We start from the raw sequence: 16,683 nt of genomic DNA, 5'->3' as shown, positions 1-16,683 counted from the left end.
GGGATTCAGGCGGGTTCCGACACCTGCTCGGCCACCTCGGCTTCGGTCTCATCCGACGGGGCGGATGCGGGTTCGGCAGGCGCTGACTGGAACATGGCCGTGACCGAGGCCAAAAGCGACGCGAGGCTGATGGGGGGCAGGATGCTCGACAGGATGGCGGTGCCCGACAACCATCGCCAGGGCTTCAGCCGGCTGAGCAGCGCCCCTGCCACGACGGCGCCGCCGAGCACCAGCCAGGGGTGCTTCTCGACCGCTGGGCCGAGCAGTTCCCGGCCCAGTTCATCGCCCAGTTCCGCCGTGGCGCGCAAGGGGTGGCGCCGCCACCAGCGCCGCAGGTAGCGTGCAGCCACGGCGCCGATGGGCACGTCGCTCAGCGACTCCACGAGCGCGCTGAGCCACGGCGGGTCGTCTGTGGTTGTGGCGTCCGGGCGCACGGGGCCGTGCGCGGCGGTGTCCGGGTTCGGTGCGAGGCGCTCGGGATGGTACGTGCGGATCATCCATTGCTGCAGCGCCGCACGGGACGCATCGAGCCGGGCCTGCGGGGACAGGAGCGCTTCTGCCTCGGGCGGCTCGCCTTGCATCAACGGGTCGAGGTCGGTCGATTCGACGTGGGTCATGCGGACCTCGCGTCGCGGAACATGTCCAGGTCGGCGCGGATCTGCGCCTGGATCGACGCGAAGGCGCGTTCGGCCGACGGCCGCCGCGCCACGAGGCCCGCCACGATGGCCGCGACCGCGGGCACGGCCGGCGCCGCAAAAAGCGCCCACTGCGCCTGCTCCGACAGCCCGGGTGTGATGGCCCACAGCATCAGGGCGACGCCAGCGAGCACCACCGCCACGCCGAGGCAGCAGAGGGCGAGCAGGCTCAGCGCCACCCGGAGCAGCCATCGTCGCCTCACCAGACCGGCTTCGACTTCGATGAGGGCCGCGTAGGCGCCGACGTGTTCGGCGGCGAGGTGCGGTTCGGTGGCGAGCAGTCGAACGAGGGGGTGGATCATGGCGCGGCCGAAAGTGAAAGGAGACAAGCGGTGCTTGGCGGCCGGGCGGCCGCCAAGCACCAAGGGCCCGGCGCCGCGCAAGACGCGCGGTGCCGGGCCCCCGGGTCCGCGATCAGCGGTCGCTGTTGCGCCGGGCGCTCTGCACCAGGCTGAGCAGCGCCATCAGCGCGGCACCGGTGGCCGCGGCGATCAGCACGGCCTTGACCGGCTCGTCCTTGACATACCGCACGGTCACGTCGCCCAGGGTCTGCGCGCGATCGCGCACCTGGTAGGCCCCGTCCTTGACCGCGTCGAGGCCTTTTCGGGCCAGCGTCTCGGCCTGGGTGGCGATGCGGGAGATTGCGGGTTGCACGTTGGCTCGGGCGGAGTGGATCGCCGATTCGACGTGATCCAGCGCATCGTTGGCGACCCGGCGGGTGGTGCTGACCATGTGGTCCGCGGCTTCTGCGGCACGGTCCGCGGCAGCGTTGGTCTGGTCTTCCGCAGAGGGGGCGCTTTGTGGCTTGTTGACGCTCATGATGGAGTTCCTGTTGTGAAGTTGGCGGAGTGTCGCGGCCGGAGTTCAGGCGGGTGCCACTAGCCTTTCTTGATCAGGCTGAACAGGAAACTCGCCACAGCCAGGACAGCAAAGATGATAAAGAGAATCTTGGCAATGCCGGCAGCGCTGGCAGCAATGCCACCGAAACCGAACAGCGCTGCGATCAGCGCAATGACAAAAAAGACTACGGCGTAGTGCAGCATGTTGGGCTCCTTGTGAGATCTGTTTGAGACGTTCAAGCAGTGAGACGAGCTTACGGCTGCCCACCCGGCGCGGCCCATGAGACACGGACGCGACGGGCTGTCGGCGGCCCCTCGGCAAGCCTGTAGGAAATGGCCTACGCGGGTGTGTCCATCGCGGGCGGGGCCGGGGCATCCGCCGAGACGGGGAGGTGCGCGATGATCGCCGTGCCGGTGCCCGATGCGGCCTGCAACTGCATGCTGCCGCCTTCGGCCTCGACCCGGTAGCGCATGCCCACCAGCCCGTGGCTGGACGGGCGTTTCACGCTGGTGTCGAACCCGATGCCGTCGTCGCGCACCGCCACCTCGACCTGCGACCGCACCTCGTGCAGGTGGATGTCCACGTGCGTGGCCTTGGCGTACTTGGCGATGTTGGTCAGCGCTTCCTGCACCAGACGGTACACGGTCAGTTCGCTCGACGGCTTGAGCTTCACCGCGTGCAGGTCACAGTTCACCTTCAAGCCCGAGCGTTCGGCGAACTCGCGGGCCAGGATCTCCAGCGCGGCCACGAGGCCCAGGTTGTTGAGCGACGAGGGGCGCAGGTCCTCGATGATGCGGCGCTTCAGCGCGATGCCGTCGTTGAGGGTGTCGTTCAGGTGGGTGATGCGCTCCTGGGCCTCGGGTGTCACGGTGCCGATGCGGGACTTGAGCCGCGCCACGTCGAGCTTGGCCGCGGTGAGCAAGGCGCCCAGTTCGTCGTGCAGGTCGCGGGCGAGCCGGCTGCGTTCGTCCTCGCGGGCGGTCTGCAGGTGGTGGGCCAGTTCGGTCAGCTGCGCGGTGCGGCCCTTGACCTGGTGCTCGAGCAGGTCGCGCTCGAGCTGCAGCGCAAGCTGCTGGCGGCGGCGCTCCTGGTCGAGCATGGCAGACTGGCGCAGGTACATGAAAAACGCGAGCACGCTCAGCGCCGTCATCGCGGCCACCCCGAACCGGCTCAGCTGCAGCGTCTGGTAGACGGATGCCCGGCCGGTGGTGATCTGCGCCGACTCCCGCTTGAACAGGTTTTCAGAAGCGACACGGATGGCCTCCATCTGTTCGCGGCCGATGTCGGTCTCGATGACCGCGCGCCAGGCCTCGTCGCGCCCTTCGGTGCGAAGCTGGATGGTGGTGTCCATCTCGGAGAGCTTCTTGTTGACGAGCGACTCGAGCAGCATGAAGTCGGCCACCTGCTGGGGTTCCTTCGAATAGAAATCCTGGAGGATCTTCATCGTCTGGCCGATGCTGCTCATGGTTGCGCGGTAGGGCGCCAGGTACTCGGCACGGCCGGTGATCAGGTAACCCCGCTGGCCGTTCTCGGCGTCGAGCACCTGGCGCAGCAGCACGAGGTTGTTGATGCGCGCCACCCCCAGCTGGCCCAGCCGGTCGAGCGAGTCGACGGAGGAGCGGTACGACGACTCGCTGATCGCCATCAGGCTGAGCGCGGTGATCACGGCCAGCGGGAACGTTACCGCACTCCGTTTGAATCGGACAAAGAAGTTCTTCATGCGCTGTTCCGTTCCATGCATCTAGAATGATTCGTGCAGAATTCCTCAAACCGCCCGATTCCGACATGATCAAAGTTGCCATCGTCGACGATCACGCCCTGGTTCGTGCAGGCTTGCGTCAGTACCTCTCCGAGCAGGTCGACCTGCAGGTCGTGGCCGAAGCCACCAACGGCCGCGAGGCGCTCGACATCGTGCGCAAGGGCCTCGTCGACGTGCTCGTGATGGACCTCTCCATGCCCGAGCAGAGCGGCGTGGACGCGCTGGCGGCCATTCGCGCGCGCGCGCCGGAGTTGCCCGTGCTCATCCTGAGCGGCTTCCCCGAGGCGCACTACGCCACCACGCTGCTCCGGCAGGGAGCAAGCGGTTACCTCAACAAGGAATGCGAACCCGAGGAGATCGTCACGGCCATCCGCACCGTGGCGCGTGGCCGCAAGTACATCACCCCGGCGGTGGCCGAACTGCTGGCCGACAACCTCGGTGGCAACGCCGACAAGCCGCTTCACGAGCAACTGTCCGAGCGCGAGTTCCAGGTGTTCCTGCGGCTGGCCAAGGGCGAAACCATCGGCCACATGGCCGACAGCCTGTCGTTGAGCGTCAAGACCGTCAGCACGTACCGCACGCGCGTGATGGAAAAGATGAAGCTCGAATCCAACAGCGACCTCACGTACTACGCCCTCAAGAACGGCCTCATCCAGTGAAGCGGGTGGCCCGCGCCGTGATGGCGCGGTTGGCGACGGTGGGTTGAACCCGAGGACGCCCGATGTGCATCCCGTCAAAGGGCGCCCATCACCGACGACGAGGTGTCCCCGGCCGCGAGCTTCTGGCAATACGAGATCAACGCGTCGATCTCGTTTGATTTGTCGAACACCTTGTGTGCGCCGAGTTCGAGGCACTTGCGCCGCATGTCGGGCGTGGCGTAGTTGCTCAGCACCACCAGCTTGGCGTGGTCGGCCGCGCGGGCGCTGGCGGACAGCACACCGAGGCCGGAGCCGCTCTTCAGGAAGATGTCGATGATGACCAGGTCGCACGCATTGCGCGTTTGCGTGAGCCAATAGACTGCTGCGGACTCGTTGTCCGCCGTTCCCACCACCTCCACCGCAACCAGTTCCTCGAGTGTCGCGATGAGGTTTTCGCGGATCACCGGGCTGTCTTCGACGATGTAGGTTTTCAACATGGCAGCGAGCTTTGCATCGTGCCTGCGCACTCTTGTGGTCGTGTTCGAAACGGCATACCCGGGCTCGCTGCGTCACATTCTCTGGCGGCCCGCCGTAGCCGGACGGTTGCGGTGGGTCGCCGCGGGTACTGCTCCACTCATTGCAGGAATTCTACTGACCGGTTACTTGCCGAAACGTCGGGGGAGTCCCGTAACGATTGTAGGACGATGCCTACTGTCGTTTGCGCCGCTGTGAGCTTGGGGCGAAGGTGTCGTCGGCGTAGGACGGGGCCCACACCGGGGCGCTGTTCCGTCCGGTTGTGCCTCCTCGGGCGCAACTTTAGACTCGCCTCTTGCAGGTCGCAAAGAGCTGTTGTTTCCAAAGGGGGTGCCATGACGAAGCTGTTGATGTGGGCAGTGGGGGTGCCCTTTCTTGTCGTGGGCATGGTGCTGGTGACGTTGAGCCAGGATGGTGGTGTGGCCGTGGCCCACCAGCCTTCGAGCCGAACCAGCTGATGCCGGACCCGCTTCCGGCGCACGCTGCGCGCGGACCCTCCGCTGCGCGAGAGGATTGCCGTACCGACAAGAGCCGCACCGCATGCACGCAAGCACTCCGTTGAACGCCGGCGAAGGCTTCGGCTTTGCGCCGTCCGCCACGCTGGAGGAATTCTCCAGCGCCTCGGCGCAATGGCCTGCACCCAACAAGCGGCTCGGCCGGGCCGGGCTCCGGCGAGAACTCAACCAGGCCATCGACAGCCTGCGCGAATGTGTTCGCTTGATCGAAGGGTTCACCGACGAGCAGCGTTCGCTGTCGGAAGCCGCGCAGTGGCTTGTCGACAACTTCTACCTCATCGAACGCACGCGCACGCAGCTTTCGCTGCAACTCGCCGAGCCCGAGTTGCGCGGGCTGCCGGCGTACCAGAACGGCATGCGCGGGAAGCGGCGTGCGCGCATCGAACTGCTGGCCCAGTTCTACCTGCAGGCGTGCGATTTCGACTTCGAGGCCGACGAACTCGTGCAGGTGCTGGTGGACTACCAGCGCACCCACCCGTTGACCTTGCAGGAGCTCGCGCTGCTGGCGCCGGTGCTCAATTTCCTGCTGATCCGCCAGCTGCGGGTGTCGGCCGCGCAGATCATCGAGGTGCACCGTGCCGGCCACTGGGCCGACCAGGTGGCCGACACGCTGCTCAAGCGGAGCGACTCCGCCGGCGCGGGGCGGCGCGAGGAACCCGACCTCGCCGCCGAGTCGCCGTCTTTCCGCCAGGCGTACCTGGGGCAGATTGCCCAGCGCCACCGGTACGACGACCCAGACGGCATCGCCCCTCGTGTGCCGCAACCGGCAGGCCAGACGCCGGTCCAGAACGCTGCCGCGATCGAACAGGACCTGCTGGCCCGCACGCTGCTCGACGTGCGCGTGCGCAACATCTTCCGCAGCATCAAGGCCATCGAGCTGAGCGACTGGGTCGATCTGTTCTCGAAGACGTCGCTCGTCGACCGCGCGTTGATGCGCAACGGGGTGTACGCCCGGATGGACCCGCCGTCGCGGGCGCTCTACCGGCTCCAGATCGAGCGGTTGAGCCGCTCCGCGGGTCTGCCCGAGCCTTACCTGGCCGAACTTGCTGTGGAGCGCTTCGGCAAGCGACAGCGGGGCGAGGGCGCGGCCGAGGAAGACGCCGACATCGGCGCCGCGTTGCTGGGCGGCGAACGGGCCGAGCTGGAGCGCTCGCTCGGGGTGGGCCGCAACCCGTGGCGCCGGCTCACGGCCGCGGTGCCGCAGGCCAAGCTTGCGGTGTACGGGCTGCTTGCCAGCCTGCTGACCATCGCCATCGCGTCCGTCGCCTACGGCGCGGGGTACCGGGCAGAGGCGCTCACCGTCTCGGGCGCGTGCCTGGCGCTGCTGGCGCTGTGGCCCGCCTCCGAACTGGCCATGCACCTGGTCAACCGCCTGGCCTCGCAGCTGTACCCGCCCACGCAGCTGCCGCGCCTGAACTTCCTCGAAGGCCTGCCGCCCGAATGCAAGACGGTCGTGGTCGTGCCCACGCTCCTGACCGAGCCCGCGCAGGTGGAGCGCCAGGTGGGCGAACTCGAACGGCACTACCTGTCCAACCGCGACGACCACCTGCGCTTTGCATTGCTCACCGACTGGGTGGATGCGGCCACCGAGGTCCAGCCTGGCGACGATGTGCTCCTCCTGCGGGCCCGCGAGGCCGTCGCACGGCTGAACGACCGCTACCCGCTGGCGGGTGACGGCCCCGAGCGCCGTTTCCACGTGGTGCACCGCCGGCGCCTGTGGAACGAGGGCGAGGGCGCCTGGATGGGCTGGGAGCGCAAGCGCGGCAAGCTCGACGAGTTCAACCGCCTGCTGCTGGGCGAGCGGGCCACGTCGCACGTGTTTGCACCGGGGGAAGACGAGGCGTTGCCGCAAGGGGTGCGTTACGTCATCACGCTCGACGCCGACACGCGCATGCCGGTGGGCGCCGTGTCCCGTCTCGTGGGCACCGCGGCCCACCCGATGAACCGGCCCACCATCGACCCGCGGTCCGGCCGGGTCAAGCAGGGCTATGCCCTGTTCCAGCCGCGGGTGTCGTTCCTGCTGCCACAGGCGGAGGAGCGGTCGCTGTTCCGCTGGTTCTTCACCACGGGCGAAGGGGTCGACCCGTATGCCGGGGCCGTGTCCGACACCTACCAGGACGTGTTCGACGAAGGCTCGTACACCGGCAAGGGCCTGTACGACCTGCGGGCGTTCCAGTCGTCACTCAACGGCCGTGTGCCCGACAACGCGCTGCTGAGCCACGATCTCTTCGAGAGTGCGTTCGCCCGTTGTGCGCTGGTCAGCGATGTCGCGTTCTTCGAGGACTCGCCGTCGCACTCCGAGGTGGCGGCCGCCCGCTCCCACCGGTGGATCCGTGGCGACTGGCAGCTGCTGCCGTGGCTCCTGTCGCTGCGGCCCGAGCCGCTGTCGGCGCTGAACCGCTGGAAGATGCTCGACAACCTCCGGCGGTCCACGCTGCCGGTGGCGTCGATGCTGCTGATCGTCTGGGCCTGGTGCGACCCGCGCGCAAACCCCGCGGCGTGGCTCGCGCTGGTGGTGGCGTCGCTGGTGCTGCCGGGGTTCATGGCATGGCTGGCCGTGTTGACCAAGCCGGTGCCGAAGGGGGGCCGCACGAACCGGCCCATCGCACTCACCCGCGAACTGGGCCACCTCGTGGGCCTGGCGTTTGTCGAGCTGGTGCTGCTGGCCCAGAACGCCTGCGTGACGGCCGATGCGATCGGGCGCGCGGTGTGGCGCACCTTCGGTTCGCACCGCAAGATGCTCGAATGGCGCACGGCCGCGCAGGCGAAGGCCGCCGCGGGCGGCCAGATCCGCCAGTTCTCCTGGGCACTGCACAGCGCCACGCTACCGGTCATCGGCGCCACCGCGCTGATCTTGTTGTTCCACCGGGAGTCCCTGCTGCCCGCCGGGCCGCTGCTGCTCGCCTGGTGGCTGTCGCCGCTGATCGCGGTAGGCCTGAGCGCCCCCGGGCTCTTCGAGCGGGCCGTGGCCACCGACGCCGACCTGCAGGCGTTCCGCCGCATTGCCCACCGCACGTGGCGGTTCTTCGAGCGCTACGTCACGGCCGTGGACCAGCACCTGCCCCCGGACAACGTGCAGTTCGATCCCGAGGAGGTGGTGGCACACCGCACCTCGCCCACGAACATCGGGCTCTACCTGCTGGCCGTCACCCGCGCCCACGACCTGGGATGGGTCGGCGCATCGGCGTACGTCGACCGCCTGACCGCCACGCTCGACAGCATGGCGCGCCTCGAGACCCACGAAGGGCATTTGCTGAACTGGTACGAGACGCGCACGCTGCAGGCGCTCGAACCGCGTTACGTGTCGTCCGTCGACAGCGGCAACCTCGCCGCGCACCTGGTGGTGCTGTCGCGCGCCTGCACCGACTTGCGGCAGCAACTGGCCGTGGGCCCGGAAGTGCTGCGAGGCCCGCACGACACCTGGCTGGAGATCGAGTACCTGTGGCGCACCGCCCGCGGGCCAGCCGCGCGCGGCAACGTGACCCCGGTGGAGATCGACCGCGCGCTGACCGGCATCGGGACGGTGCTTGGCGACACCCCGTCCACGCCTGCCCAGTACGCGTCGTGCCTGAAGCAGGCGCTCGGGCATGCGCTGCACCTGAAGGAACTGCTCGATGCCTATGCCTTCGAGGAAAGCGGCCGCATCGGCAGCCTCGTGGAGGACAGCGAACGCCTGTGTGCCATGCTGGCCGACCACGTGGACGACCTGCAGCGCAACTGCCCGTGGGCCGTGGACCCGGCGTTCGACACGCTTCGACGCGAGGCGCCGGCCCTGTTCGAACCGGCGCTCGACGCGTTCCTCGACGACGTGCCTACCCGGGGCGGTGCGCCGCAGCGCCAGCGCGAACTGGTCCGCCGGTTGAACGAGGCGGCTGCCCGCCACGGCCCCGCCCCGGCGTTCGGCCCGGCGCTCGCGGCCGCCGTGGAGGCGTGCAGCGAAGCCACGGCGGCGAGCGAGGCCTGGCTGGCCCGGCTGGCCGACTGCGCGGTGCGGGCCGAGGCCGCGTGGCGTGCGATGAACTTCAAGTTCATGTTCGACCCGAAGCGCAAGCTGTTCTCGATCGGCTACCGGGTCAACGAACACCAGCTCGACGAAGGGCGGTATGACCTGCTCGCGTCCGAATCGCGGCTCGGCAGTTACCTGGCCGCAGCCAAGGGCGACGTGCCGGTGGATCACTGGTTCCGGCTCGGGCGGCACATGGGGCTCGTGGAGGCCGGGCCGGTGCTGATCTCCTGGTCGGGCTCGATGTTCGAGTACCTGATGCCGGCGCTGGTGATGAAAACCCCGGCCGGCAGCCTGCTCGACCAGACCTGCCTGCATGCCATCCAGGAGCAGATCCGCTACGGCCGGGCCCACCACGTGCCATGGGGCATCTCCGAGTCGGGCGTGAACGTGCGCGACGTGGAGCTGACCTACCAGTACGGGCCGTCGGGTGTGCCATCGCTGAGCTTGAAGCGCGGCATGGACCGGCAGCTGGTGGTGGCCCCCTATGCGAGCGCGATGGCAGCAGCGTTTGCCCCGGCCGAGGTGCGGCGCAATTTCGACGCGTTGTCGGCCATCGGGGCGCTGGGCCCGCACGGTTTCTTCGAGGCCATCGACTTCACGGCCGAGCGGCTCGGCGAGGGCATGACCAGCGCCGTCGTGCGCAGCCACATGGCCCACCACCAGGCGATGGCGCTGCTGGCGCTGGCAAGCCTGCTGTCCAGCCGCAGCCTCGTCGACCTCTTCCACGCCGAGCCGGAGGTCAACGCGTTCGACCTGCTGCTGCAGGAGCAACTGGCGGGGGCGGTGATCATCGCCCGCGACACCACGACCGCCACCGACCGCAGCGACAAGGCTGCGCGCCACACGGCGCAGCGTGTGCGGCGCTTCAGCGGCGCCGACCTGCGGCGCCCCGCCGTGCACCTCCTGTCGAACCGGCGCTATGCCACCGCGGTGACCGTCACCGGGTCGGGGTACAGCGAATGCAACGACGTCGACATCACGCGCTGGCGCGAGGACCGCGTGATCGACGAATCCGGACTGTTCGTCTACCTGCGCGATGCCGATTCGCGGGCGATGTGGTCCACCACGCTGGCGCCCACGTTCGGCACGCCCGACAGCTACGAGGTCGAGTTCGCCGAGGCGCGTGCCCAGTTCGACCTGCGCCGGCACGGCATCCGGTCGAGCCTGGAAGTGGTGGTGGCCCAGCAGGAAGATGCCGAGATCCGCACCGTCAAGTTGTCGAATGAAAGCCATCTGGTGCGGCGCATCGAGGTATGTGCCCTGACCGAGGTGGTGCTGAACCAGCGCAATGCGGACCTGGCCCACCCGGCGTTCTCGAACCTGTTCATCACCACCGAGTACGACACCACCCGCGGCGCGTTGCTCGCCACGCGCCGCCCGCGCGCCGACCACGAGGCCGCCACCACGGTGGTGCTCGGGTCCGTGCTCGAAGGCGGCGTGTTCGGCGAGCCCGCGTACGACACCGACCGGCGCGTGGTGGTGGGCCGCGGGCGCACGAAACGCGAGCCGCTTGCCTTGTCCCCGCACGGCGCGCTCGCCTCCACCGTGGGGGCGGTCCTCGACCCGGTGCTGTGCCTGAGCCACACGGTGGAGCTGGAGCCCGGCGCGTCGGTGCGCCTGTCGTTCGTGATGGCGTATGGCGCTGACCGCGACGCCGCGTGGCGCACGTACCAGCACCTGGCCAGCTTCACGGCGCTGCAGCGCGAGATCTCGCGCTCGTGGGTATACGCCCAGGCCAAGCTGCACCAGCTCGGCATCACGAGCGACGAGGCGGCCACGTTCCAGGCCCTGGGCGGCTACCTGATGTTCTCGGACACCGCGTTCCGGCCCGGCCGGGAGTTCATGCGCGGCAACCACCTGTCGAAGCGGGCGTTGTGGCGCTACGGCATTTCGGGCGACCGGCCTATCCTGCTGGTGGCCCTGGACGCGAACGAGGACCTTCCGCTGGTGCAGCAGGTGCTGCTGGCCCACCAGTTCTGGCGTGCCCGCTCGTTTGCCGCCGACGTCGTGCTCATCAACGACCGCGGCACCTCGTACTCGGACGACATGCAGCAGGCGATCGAGGGCATGATCCGCCGCGCCGACGCGGGGCCTGACCGGGGCGGCTCGGAGGGAGCCGCGTACGTGTTGCGCGGTGACCGCCTGCCCGATGACGAACGCCGCCTGCTGATGACCGTGTGCCGCGTGTTCATGCGCGGGGGCCAGGGGCTGCTGGCCGACCAGCTGCGCCGCCGCGCCCCGCGCGATCCCCACGGGCCACCGATGCCGCCTGCCCGCCAGGCCGCGCCGCTCACGGGGGCGGCCCACACGCAGGCCACGGCCGAGGGTGAACTGGAATTCTTCAACGGCCTCGGCGGTTTTGCGGACAACGGCCGCGAGTACCGCGTCGTGCTGCCGCCCGGCCGCGCCACGCCGGCGCCGTGGGTGAACGTGATCGCCAGCCCGCAGATGGGCACGCTGGTGTCGGAGAGCGGTGCCGCATTCAGCTGGCGCATGAACGCCCGTGAGAACCAGCTGTCGCCGTGGTCCAACGATGCGCTGAGCGATCCGTCGTCCGAACTCGTCTACCTCCAGGACCGGCAGTCGGGGGGCTGGTGGACCCCCACCGCGCAACCCCGGCGCGTGCCGGACGCCATCTACGAATGCGCCCACGGCGCCGGCTACAGCCGCTTCACCACGCAGGTGGATGGCATCGACTCGGAGCTGATGCACTTCGTGTCGTGGGACAAGCCGGCCAAGTACATGCGGCTGCGCCTGACCAACCACAGCGGGCGGCGCCGCACGCTCGCCGTCACCGGGTTCGTGAACCTCGTGCTGGGCGACAGCCGCAGCGGCCGGGTGGACCTGCTGTCCACGTGGGCCGGCTCCACGGAGGATGCGGTCACGCTGTATGCGCGCAACCCTGCCAATGCCGACTTCGGGCGCGACATCGCGTGGATGGGCTGTTCGCAGCCGGTCACGGGCTGGACGTGCGACCGCGCGGAATTCTTCGGTTTCGGCGGAAGCCTGGCCGCCCCGCAGGCGATCGAGGGCGGGCAGGCCTTGCGGCAGGCCGCCGGCGTGGGGCCGGACCCGTGCTGGGCGATGCAGGTCGACGTGAAGCTCGGCCCCGGCGAGACGGTGGACGTGGTGTTCGCGATGGGGCAGGCCGCCAGCATCGCCGGGGCCGACGAACTGGCGCGCATGTGCACACGCGGCGCCAGCGACGAGCTCGCACACGTGGTGGCGCAATGGGACGGCCTGCTCGGAGCCGTGCAGGTGGAAACACCCGACCGCGCACGTGACCTGCTCCTGAACCGCTGGCTGCTGTACCAGACCCTCAGCAGCCGCGTGCTGGGCCGTTGCGGCTTCTACCAGGCGGGCGGGGCCTACGGCTTTCGCGACCAGCTGCAAGACACCATGTCACTCGTTCACGCGTGGCCCGGCCACGTGCGCGAGCACCTGCTGCGTGCGGCCGCCCAGCAGTTCGTCGAAGGCGACGTGCAGCACTGGTGGCACCCGCCCAGTGGCAAGGGCGTGCGCACCACGTTTTCCGACGACCGGCTGTGGCTGCCGCTTGCGGTGGCCCACTACGTGGCCGTCACGGGCGACGACCGCGTGCTCGATCGCACCGTGCCGTTCCTCGAAGGCCCGACGTTGCCGCCGCACGAAGAGAGCCTCTACTTCGAGCCCACGGTGTCGCCGGAGAGCGCCACGCTGTTCGAGCACTGCGTGCGCACCATCCAGGTCAGCCGGAAGATGGGACGCCACGGCCTGCCGCTGATGGGCTGCGGCGACTGGAACGACGGCATGAACCGCGTGGGCTGGAAGGGCGAAGGAGAAAGCGTGTGGATGGCCTGGTTCCTGAAACACGTGCTCGACGCGTTCATGCCGTGTGCCGAGCAGCGGGGCCGCGCCGACCTCGTCTCCGAGTGGCGCCAGCTCTCGGCCGACCTGTTGGCCGCCATCGACGGCCAGGCCTGGGACGGCGAGTGGTACCGCCGTGCGTACTTCGACGACGGGGCGCCGCTCGGGTCCGCGTCGAACGACGAATGCCGCATCGATTCGCTGGCCCAGAGCTGGGCGGTGATCGCCGGTGGCGGTGACCCGGCGCGGGCGCGCCAGGCGATGGAACACGTGGACACGATGCTCGTGGACCGGCAGGCGGGGATCCTGCGCCTGTTCACGCCGAGCTTCGACAAGACCGTGCACGATCCGGGGTACATCAAGGGATATGTGCCGGGCATCCGGGAGAACGGTGGCCAGTACACCCATGCGGCGGTGTGGACGGTGATGGCATTCGCGCGCCTGGGTGATGCCGAACGTGCCAACGCCCTGTTCGAGACGGTGAACCCGGTGGGCAAGAGCGACTCGCGCGTCGCGGTGCAACGCTACCGCGTGGAACCGTACGTGATGGCGGCCGACATCTACGGCGAGGCCCCCCACACCGGCAAGGGCGGCTGGACCTGGTACACCGGCGCCGCCGGCTGGTACTACCGCGTGGGCCTGGAGGAGATCCTCGGGTTGAAGCTGAACGCCGGTGTGCTGGTGCTGGCGCCGTGCATCCCCGCGGCGTGGCCGTCGTTCAAGGTGACGCTGCGTGTCGGTGGGTCGTGGTACGACATCGAGTTACTGAACCCGCACCGTGTCACCGGCGGCCGGGTGACTTACGAACACGATGGCGAGGTGATTCCGGGCGCCGGAGGTGTCACACTGTTGGACGATGGCGCGCGCCACCGCCTGGTCGCCACGCTGGCGGCGGCCGGCGCCTGATCCACCCTTTGCAGGGAGAACTCCCATGACCGTCCACGTGACCCCCGCCCCGGCCGATGCCATCGCTGTGCTGCTGCAGAACCGCGTGTCCATCCGCCACCTGCTCGACGCCTACGCCGCCCTCTGCGCCCGCCAGGGCGACAACACCCAGGGCGAGAAGCTGGCCATCGTGGAGCGGTTGAGCCTCGAACTCACGCTCGACACCCAGGTCGAGGAAGAAATGCTGTTCCCGTCGCTGCACGTGGCAGGTATCAACCTGGCGCCGTTCCAGGCCCTCCACGACAGCGCGTGGGGCCTGATCGCCCAGATGTCGATGGGCGAACCGGGTGACCTCCGCTTCGACGGCAAGGTGCTGTCGCTGGGCCGCGAAATGGCCGAGCGCATGCAGCAGGTGTACGACGAAACCTTGCCACTGTTGCCTGCCTCCGGCATCGACCTGCGCGAACTCGGCGCCCGCATGCAGGCCCGCAAGGCGCACCTGATGGACGCGTTCGACCGGCCGGCGGAAGAGGAAGATGAAGACGACGATCCGGTGGGCGGGCCGGTGTCGGGCACGCTGCACTGAGCGGCAGGGGCGACTTCGCCGCCCCTGCACTCACACTTTTTTCACCCGCACGTCCACGGTCATCCCCAGGTAGGCCTCCGGCTCCCCATACCAGCTGCCCACCACCGGTGCCGCCTGTTTCGGGTCGCGGGCCACGCCCACGCGGATCAGCTGGGAGCCGCCGGTGAGGTTGTTCGTGGGGTCGAACGGCACCCATCCTGCGCCGGGCAGGTAGGCCTGCAACCACGCGTGGGTGGCGCCAGCCCCTACCGTGTCCGGCGTGCAGTCCTCGGCCACCGTGGTCTCGCCGGTGTGGGGGTCCACGTCTGGATCGAGCGTGGAGTCGTACAGGTACCCCGACACGAACCGGGTGGCCACGCCCAGTCGGCGGGCGGCCTCCATCATCAGCAGCGCGAAGTCGCGGCAGCTGCCGCTCTGGCGCGCGAGGGTCTCGAGGGGCGTTTGCGTGCCTTCTTCGTCGCGGCCCGCGTACACGAGCGTGTCCTTGATGTGCTGGTTCATCGCCAGCAGCAGCTCGCGCGTGCCCGTGGGCCCGTCGGTGCGCAGGAACTGGCGGGCCCATTCGGTGAGCGCGCCCTCCGGGTCGTCGTAGTGCGGCCGCAGGTAGTGTTCGAGGTCGAACCGCTCCTCGACCGAATAGGCAAACGGGAAAAACTCGGCGCCCGGTGCCAGCGGCAGCTCGAGGTTGTTGGTCAGCGCGTGCTCGATGCGGAAGCTGCACACGATCTTGAGTTCGGCCGCAGGGGACAGCGGCGTCACGAGCGCGACCGAGTTGGAATGCGGGTCCTGGATGAGGCGCACCGCCGATTCGGGGCTCACGACGAGGTCCGTCGCGAGCACCCGCAGGTCATGGCTGTCGCGCGGGCGGAACATCACGCGGTGCTCGCCGAACCGCACCGGCACGGCGTACCGGTACGTGGTGGTGTGCGTGATGTCGTACTGGATCATCGGGGTAGATCCATCCGCGCCGGGGGGATCAGCCGTCTCAGACGCCGAGCAGGTCGACTTCGAACATCAGCGTGGCGTTCGGCGGGATCACGCCGCCAGCGCCACGGGCACCGTAACCGAGTTCCGGCGGGATCACGAGCACACGCGTGCCACCCACCTTCATGCCCTGCACGCCTTCGTCCCAGCCACGGATCACCATGCCGGCGCCCAGGCCGAACTCGAACGGGTCGTTGCGGTCCTTGCTGCTGTCGAACTTCGCGCCCTTGACGCCGTTGTTGTAGAGCCAGCCGGTGTAGTGCACGGTGACGTGCTGGCCGGCCTTGGCCTCGTCGCCGGTGCCGGGAACGGTGTCTTCGTATTGCAGGCCGGAAGCGGTGGTTTGCATGGCGTGTCCTGAGTGAAAGAGGAAAACCGCAATGCTAACCGGCCGGGGATGCCCCGTGGCGGGGCATCCCGATCACAGCGCCGCGGCCAGGGCCGGCGCGGCCGGGCCGAACGCGTACGCATCCATGCCGAGGCAGCCGTACGTGACGGCGTCGAAGAGGCGCACCGGCGCCTCGGCCTCGCCGCCCGCGCCGGCCGCCACGAACCACGGCAACAGGTGCTCGTCGGTGGGGTGCATGTCGGCGGCAAACGGGGCCTGGCGCCGGTAGTCCCACAGCGCCGGCCAGTCGCGCCCTGCGCTCCGGGCGGCGAACCAGTCGCGGAACTGGCGGCTCTCGGGGACCTCCTCGGCATCCACCTCGGCCCGGCCGCTCGCGAACACCCGGCGCAGGTTGTGGGTGATGCTGCCACTGCCCATCACCAGCACTCCCTGCGCCGACAGCGCGGCCAGCGCCTGGCCGAACGCGAACTGGCGTTCGGGCGACTGGTGAGGCATCCAGGCCAGGGGCAGCACCGGCACGTCGGCATCCGGGTACATGAACCGCAGCATGCTCCAGATGCCGTGGTCGAGCCCGCCCTGGCCGACCACGTGGGGCTGCTCGCCGGCCGCGCCCAGCAGGGCCGCCACCGCGGGGGCGAGGCCGGGCGCTCCCGGCGCGTCGTAGCGCAGGGCGTACAGCGGCTCCGGGAAACCGCCGAAGTCGTGCACCGCGTGCTGGCGGGCCGCCGCGAGCAGCACCGGCGCGCGGGCGGTGCTGTGTGCCGAGACCGCGAGCACCGCCTGGGGCCGGCCGAACGTGCGGTCGATGGCGGCGCCGAGTGCAGACGCGAATGCACCGGTGGCGCCCGGTTCGAGCGCCAGCATCGGTGAACCATGGGAGAGGAACAGAGGCGGCAGGGTGTTCATGGGGGAAATTACAGCACCGCGGGGGTGGTCTCCCATTCGCCTGATTTGCATGCGGCATTCGAACCGCCGCTACACCGACGATTCCCGAGGGTGTTGCAGATCAGGTAACGTCGCCGCCATCCGCCCCCGTGCCAAGAAGT

General features: G+C 69.1%; 13 protein-coding genes. 4 read left to right on the top strand and 9 right to left on the bottom strand.

The window, feature by feature from the left end:
• Positions 1-5: 5 nt before the first annotated feature.
• From ASC87_RS32330 to ASC87_RS28485, 5 genes are all read right to left on the bottom strand, one after another.
• The gene (locus tag ASC87_RS32330; protein WP_056671229.1) at positions 6-617 is read right to left on the bottom strand and encodes a hypothetical protein; all 612 of its coding nucleotides are present in this window, start codon (positions 615-617) and stop codon (positions 6-8) included.
• Positions 614-997 carry a hypothetical protein gene (locus ASC87_RS28495; RefSeq protein WP_157604440.1) on the bottom strand — a complete coding sequence of 128 codons (384 nt, stop codon included), beginning with the start codon at positions 995-997 and terminating at the stop codon, positions 614-616. Before ASC87_RS28495 ends, ASC87_RS32330 begins: the two co-directional genes overlap by 4 nt.
• Positions 998-1,109: 112 nt before the next feature.
• On the bottom strand, positions 1,110-1,514 hold the full coding sequence (locus ASC87_RS28490) for a hypothetical protein (protein ID WP_056671225.1): 405 nt from the start codon (positions 1,512-1,514) through the stop codon (positions 1,110-1,112).
• A gap of 59 nt (positions 1,515-1,573) precedes the next feature.
• Positions 1,574-1,738 carry a DUF1328 domain-containing protein gene (locus ASC87_RS31360; RefSeq protein ID WP_082569034.1) on the bottom strand — a complete coding sequence of 55 codons (165 nt, stop codon included), beginning with the start codon at positions 1,736-1,738 and terminating at the stop codon, positions 1,574-1,576.
• 134 nt (positions 1,739-1,872) lie between these two features.
• Entirely contained in the window at positions 1,873-3,255 is a 1,383-nt protein-coding gene (locus ASC87_RS28485; RefSeq protein ID WP_056671223.1) for a CHASE3 domain-containing protein, read from the bottom strand.
• 65 nt (positions 3,256-3,320) lie between these two features.
• Here ASC87_RS28485 and ASC87_RS28480 point away from each other — a divergent pair, with 65 nt between their 5' ends.
• Positions 3,321-3,953, top strand: coding sequence for a response regulator transcription factor (locus ASC87_RS28480; protein ID WP_056671562.1), 633 nt, complete (start codon positions 3,321-3,323; stop codon positions 3,951-3,953).
• Positions 3,954-4,027: 74 nt separating this feature from the next.
• Here ASC87_RS28480 and ASC87_RS28475 read toward each other — a convergent pair whose 3' ends face one another.
• Positions 4,028-4,429 carry a response regulator transcription factor gene (locus tag ASC87_RS28475; RefSeq protein WP_056671221.1) on the bottom strand — a complete coding sequence of 134 codons (402 nt, stop codon included), beginning with the start codon at positions 4,427-4,429 and terminating at the stop codon, positions 4,028-4,030.
• 372 nt (positions 4,430-4,801) lie between these two features.
• Between ASC87_RS28475 and ASC87_RS33560 the strand changes: the two genes are divergently transcribed.
• The 3 genes from ASC87_RS33560 (at position 4,802) to ASC87_RS28465 (ending at position 14,304) form a co-directional block, all read left to right on the top strand.
• Positions 4,802-4,924 (top strand): hypothetical protein, encoded by a 123-nt coding sequence (locus ASC87_RS33560; RefSeq protein WP_255359260.1) that lies wholly within the window; start codon positions 4,802-4,804, stop codon positions 4,922-4,924.
• An 82-nt stretch (positions 4,925-5,006) separates the two neighbouring features.
• Positions 5,007-13,739 carry a GH36-type glycosyl hydrolase domain-containing protein gene (locus ASC87_RS28470; RefSeq protein ID WP_056671218.1) on the top strand — a complete coding sequence of 2,911 codons (8,733 nt, stop codon included), beginning with the start codon at positions 5,007-5,009 and terminating at the stop codon, positions 13,737-13,739.
• Between the two features lie 25 nt (positions 13,740-13,764).
• Positions 13,765-14,304: a hypothetical protein gene (locus ASC87_RS28465; protein WP_056671216.1), complete on the top strand. Its 540-nt coding sequence runs from the start codon at positions 13,765-13,767 to the stop codon at positions 14,302-14,304.
• A gap of 30 nt (positions 14,305-14,334) precedes the next feature.
• Here ASC87_RS28465 and ASC87_RS28460 read toward each other — a convergent pair whose 3' ends face one another.
• From ASC87_RS28460 to ASC87_RS28450, 3 genes are all read right to left on the bottom strand, one after another.
• Positions 14,335-15,252 carry a transglutaminase family protein gene (locus tag ASC87_RS28460; RefSeq protein ID WP_056671214.1) on the bottom strand — a complete coding sequence of 306 codons (918 nt, stop codon included), beginning with the start codon at positions 15,250-15,252 and terminating at the stop codon, positions 14,335-14,337.
• 37 nt (positions 15,253-15,289) lie between these two features.
• Positions 15,290-15,637 carry an FKBP-type peptidyl-prolyl cis-trans isomerase gene (locus tag ASC87_RS28455; protein ID WP_056671212.1) on the bottom strand — a complete coding sequence of 116 codons (348 nt, stop codon included), beginning with the start codon at positions 15,635-15,637 and terminating at the stop codon, positions 15,290-15,292.
• 72 nt (positions 15,638-15,709) lie between these two features.
• Positions 15,710-16,543, bottom strand: coding sequence for a dioxygenase (locus ASC87_RS28450; protein ID WP_056671210.1), 834 nt, complete (start codon positions 16,541-16,543; stop codon positions 15,710-15,712).
• Between the last annotated feature and the right edge of the window lie 140 nt (positions 16,544-16,683).

Origin of the sequence: Rhizobacter sp. Root1221, from assembly GCF_001425785.1 — a bacterium.
In the GTDB taxonomy this organism is placed as follows: domain Bacteria; phylum Pseudomonadota; class Gammaproteobacteria; order Burkholderiales; family Burkholderiaceae_C; genus Rhizobacter.
Note: the sequence above shows the minus strand (reverse complement) of the source record. Positions and strands in the feature narration are given on the sequence as shown.

What these genes read in the sequence shown, in the direction of transcription:
- ASC87_RS32330 (WP_056671229.1), bottom strand. Translation starts at nt 617, where the DNA reads ATGACCCACGTCGAATCGACCGACCTCGACCCGTTGATGCAAGGCGAG.
- ASC87_RS28495 (WP_157604440.1), bottom strand. Translation starts at nt 997, where the DNA reads ATGATCCACCCCCTCGTTCGACTGCTCGCCACCGAACCGCACCTCGCC.
- ASC87_RS28490 (WP_056671225.1), bottom strand. Translation starts at nt 1,514, where the DNA reads ATGAGCGTCAACAAGCCACAAAGCGCCCCCTCTGCGGAAGACCAGACC.
- ASC87_RS31360 (WP_082569034.1), bottom strand. Translation starts at nt 1,738, where the DNA reads ATGCTGCACTACGCCGTAGTCTTTTTTGTCATTGCGCTGATCGCAGCG.
- ASC87_RS28485 (WP_056671223.1), bottom strand. Translation starts at nt 3,255, where the DNA reads ATGAAGAACTTCTTTGTCCGATTCAAACGGAGTGCGGTAACGTTCCCG.
- ASC87_RS28480 (WP_056671562.1), top strand. Translation starts at nt 3,321, where the DNA reads ATGATCAAAGTTGCCATCGTCGACGATCACGCCCTGGTTCGTGCAGGC.
- ASC87_RS28475 (WP_056671221.1), bottom strand. Translation starts at nt 4,429, where the DNA reads ATGTTGAAAACCTACATCGTCGAAGACAGCCCGGTGATCCGCGAAAAC.
- ASC87_RS33560 (WP_255359260.1), top strand. Translation starts at nt 4,802, where the DNA reads ATGACGAAGCTGTTGATGTGGGCAGTGGGGGTGCCCTTTCTTGTCGTG.
- ASC87_RS28470 (WP_056671218.1), top strand. Translation starts at nt 5,007, where the DNA reads ATGCACGCAAGCACTCCGTTGAACGCCGGCGAAGGCTTCGGCTTTGCG.
- ASC87_RS28465 (WP_056671216.1), top strand. Translation starts at nt 13,765, where the DNA reads ATGACCGTCCACGTGACCCCCGCCCCGGCCGATGCCATCGCTGTGCTG.
- ASC87_RS28460 (WP_056671214.1), bottom strand. Translation starts at nt 15,252, where the DNA reads ATGATCCAGTACGACATCACGCACACCACCACGTACCGGTACGCCGTG.
- ASC87_RS28455 (WP_056671212.1), bottom strand. Translation starts at nt 15,637, where the DNA reads ATGCAAACCACCGCTTCCGGCCTGCAATACGAAGACACCGTTCCCGGC.
- ASC87_RS28450 (WP_056671210.1), bottom strand. Translation starts at nt 16,543, where the DNA reads ATGAACACCCTGCCGCCTCTGTTCCTCTCCCATGGTTCACCGATGCTG.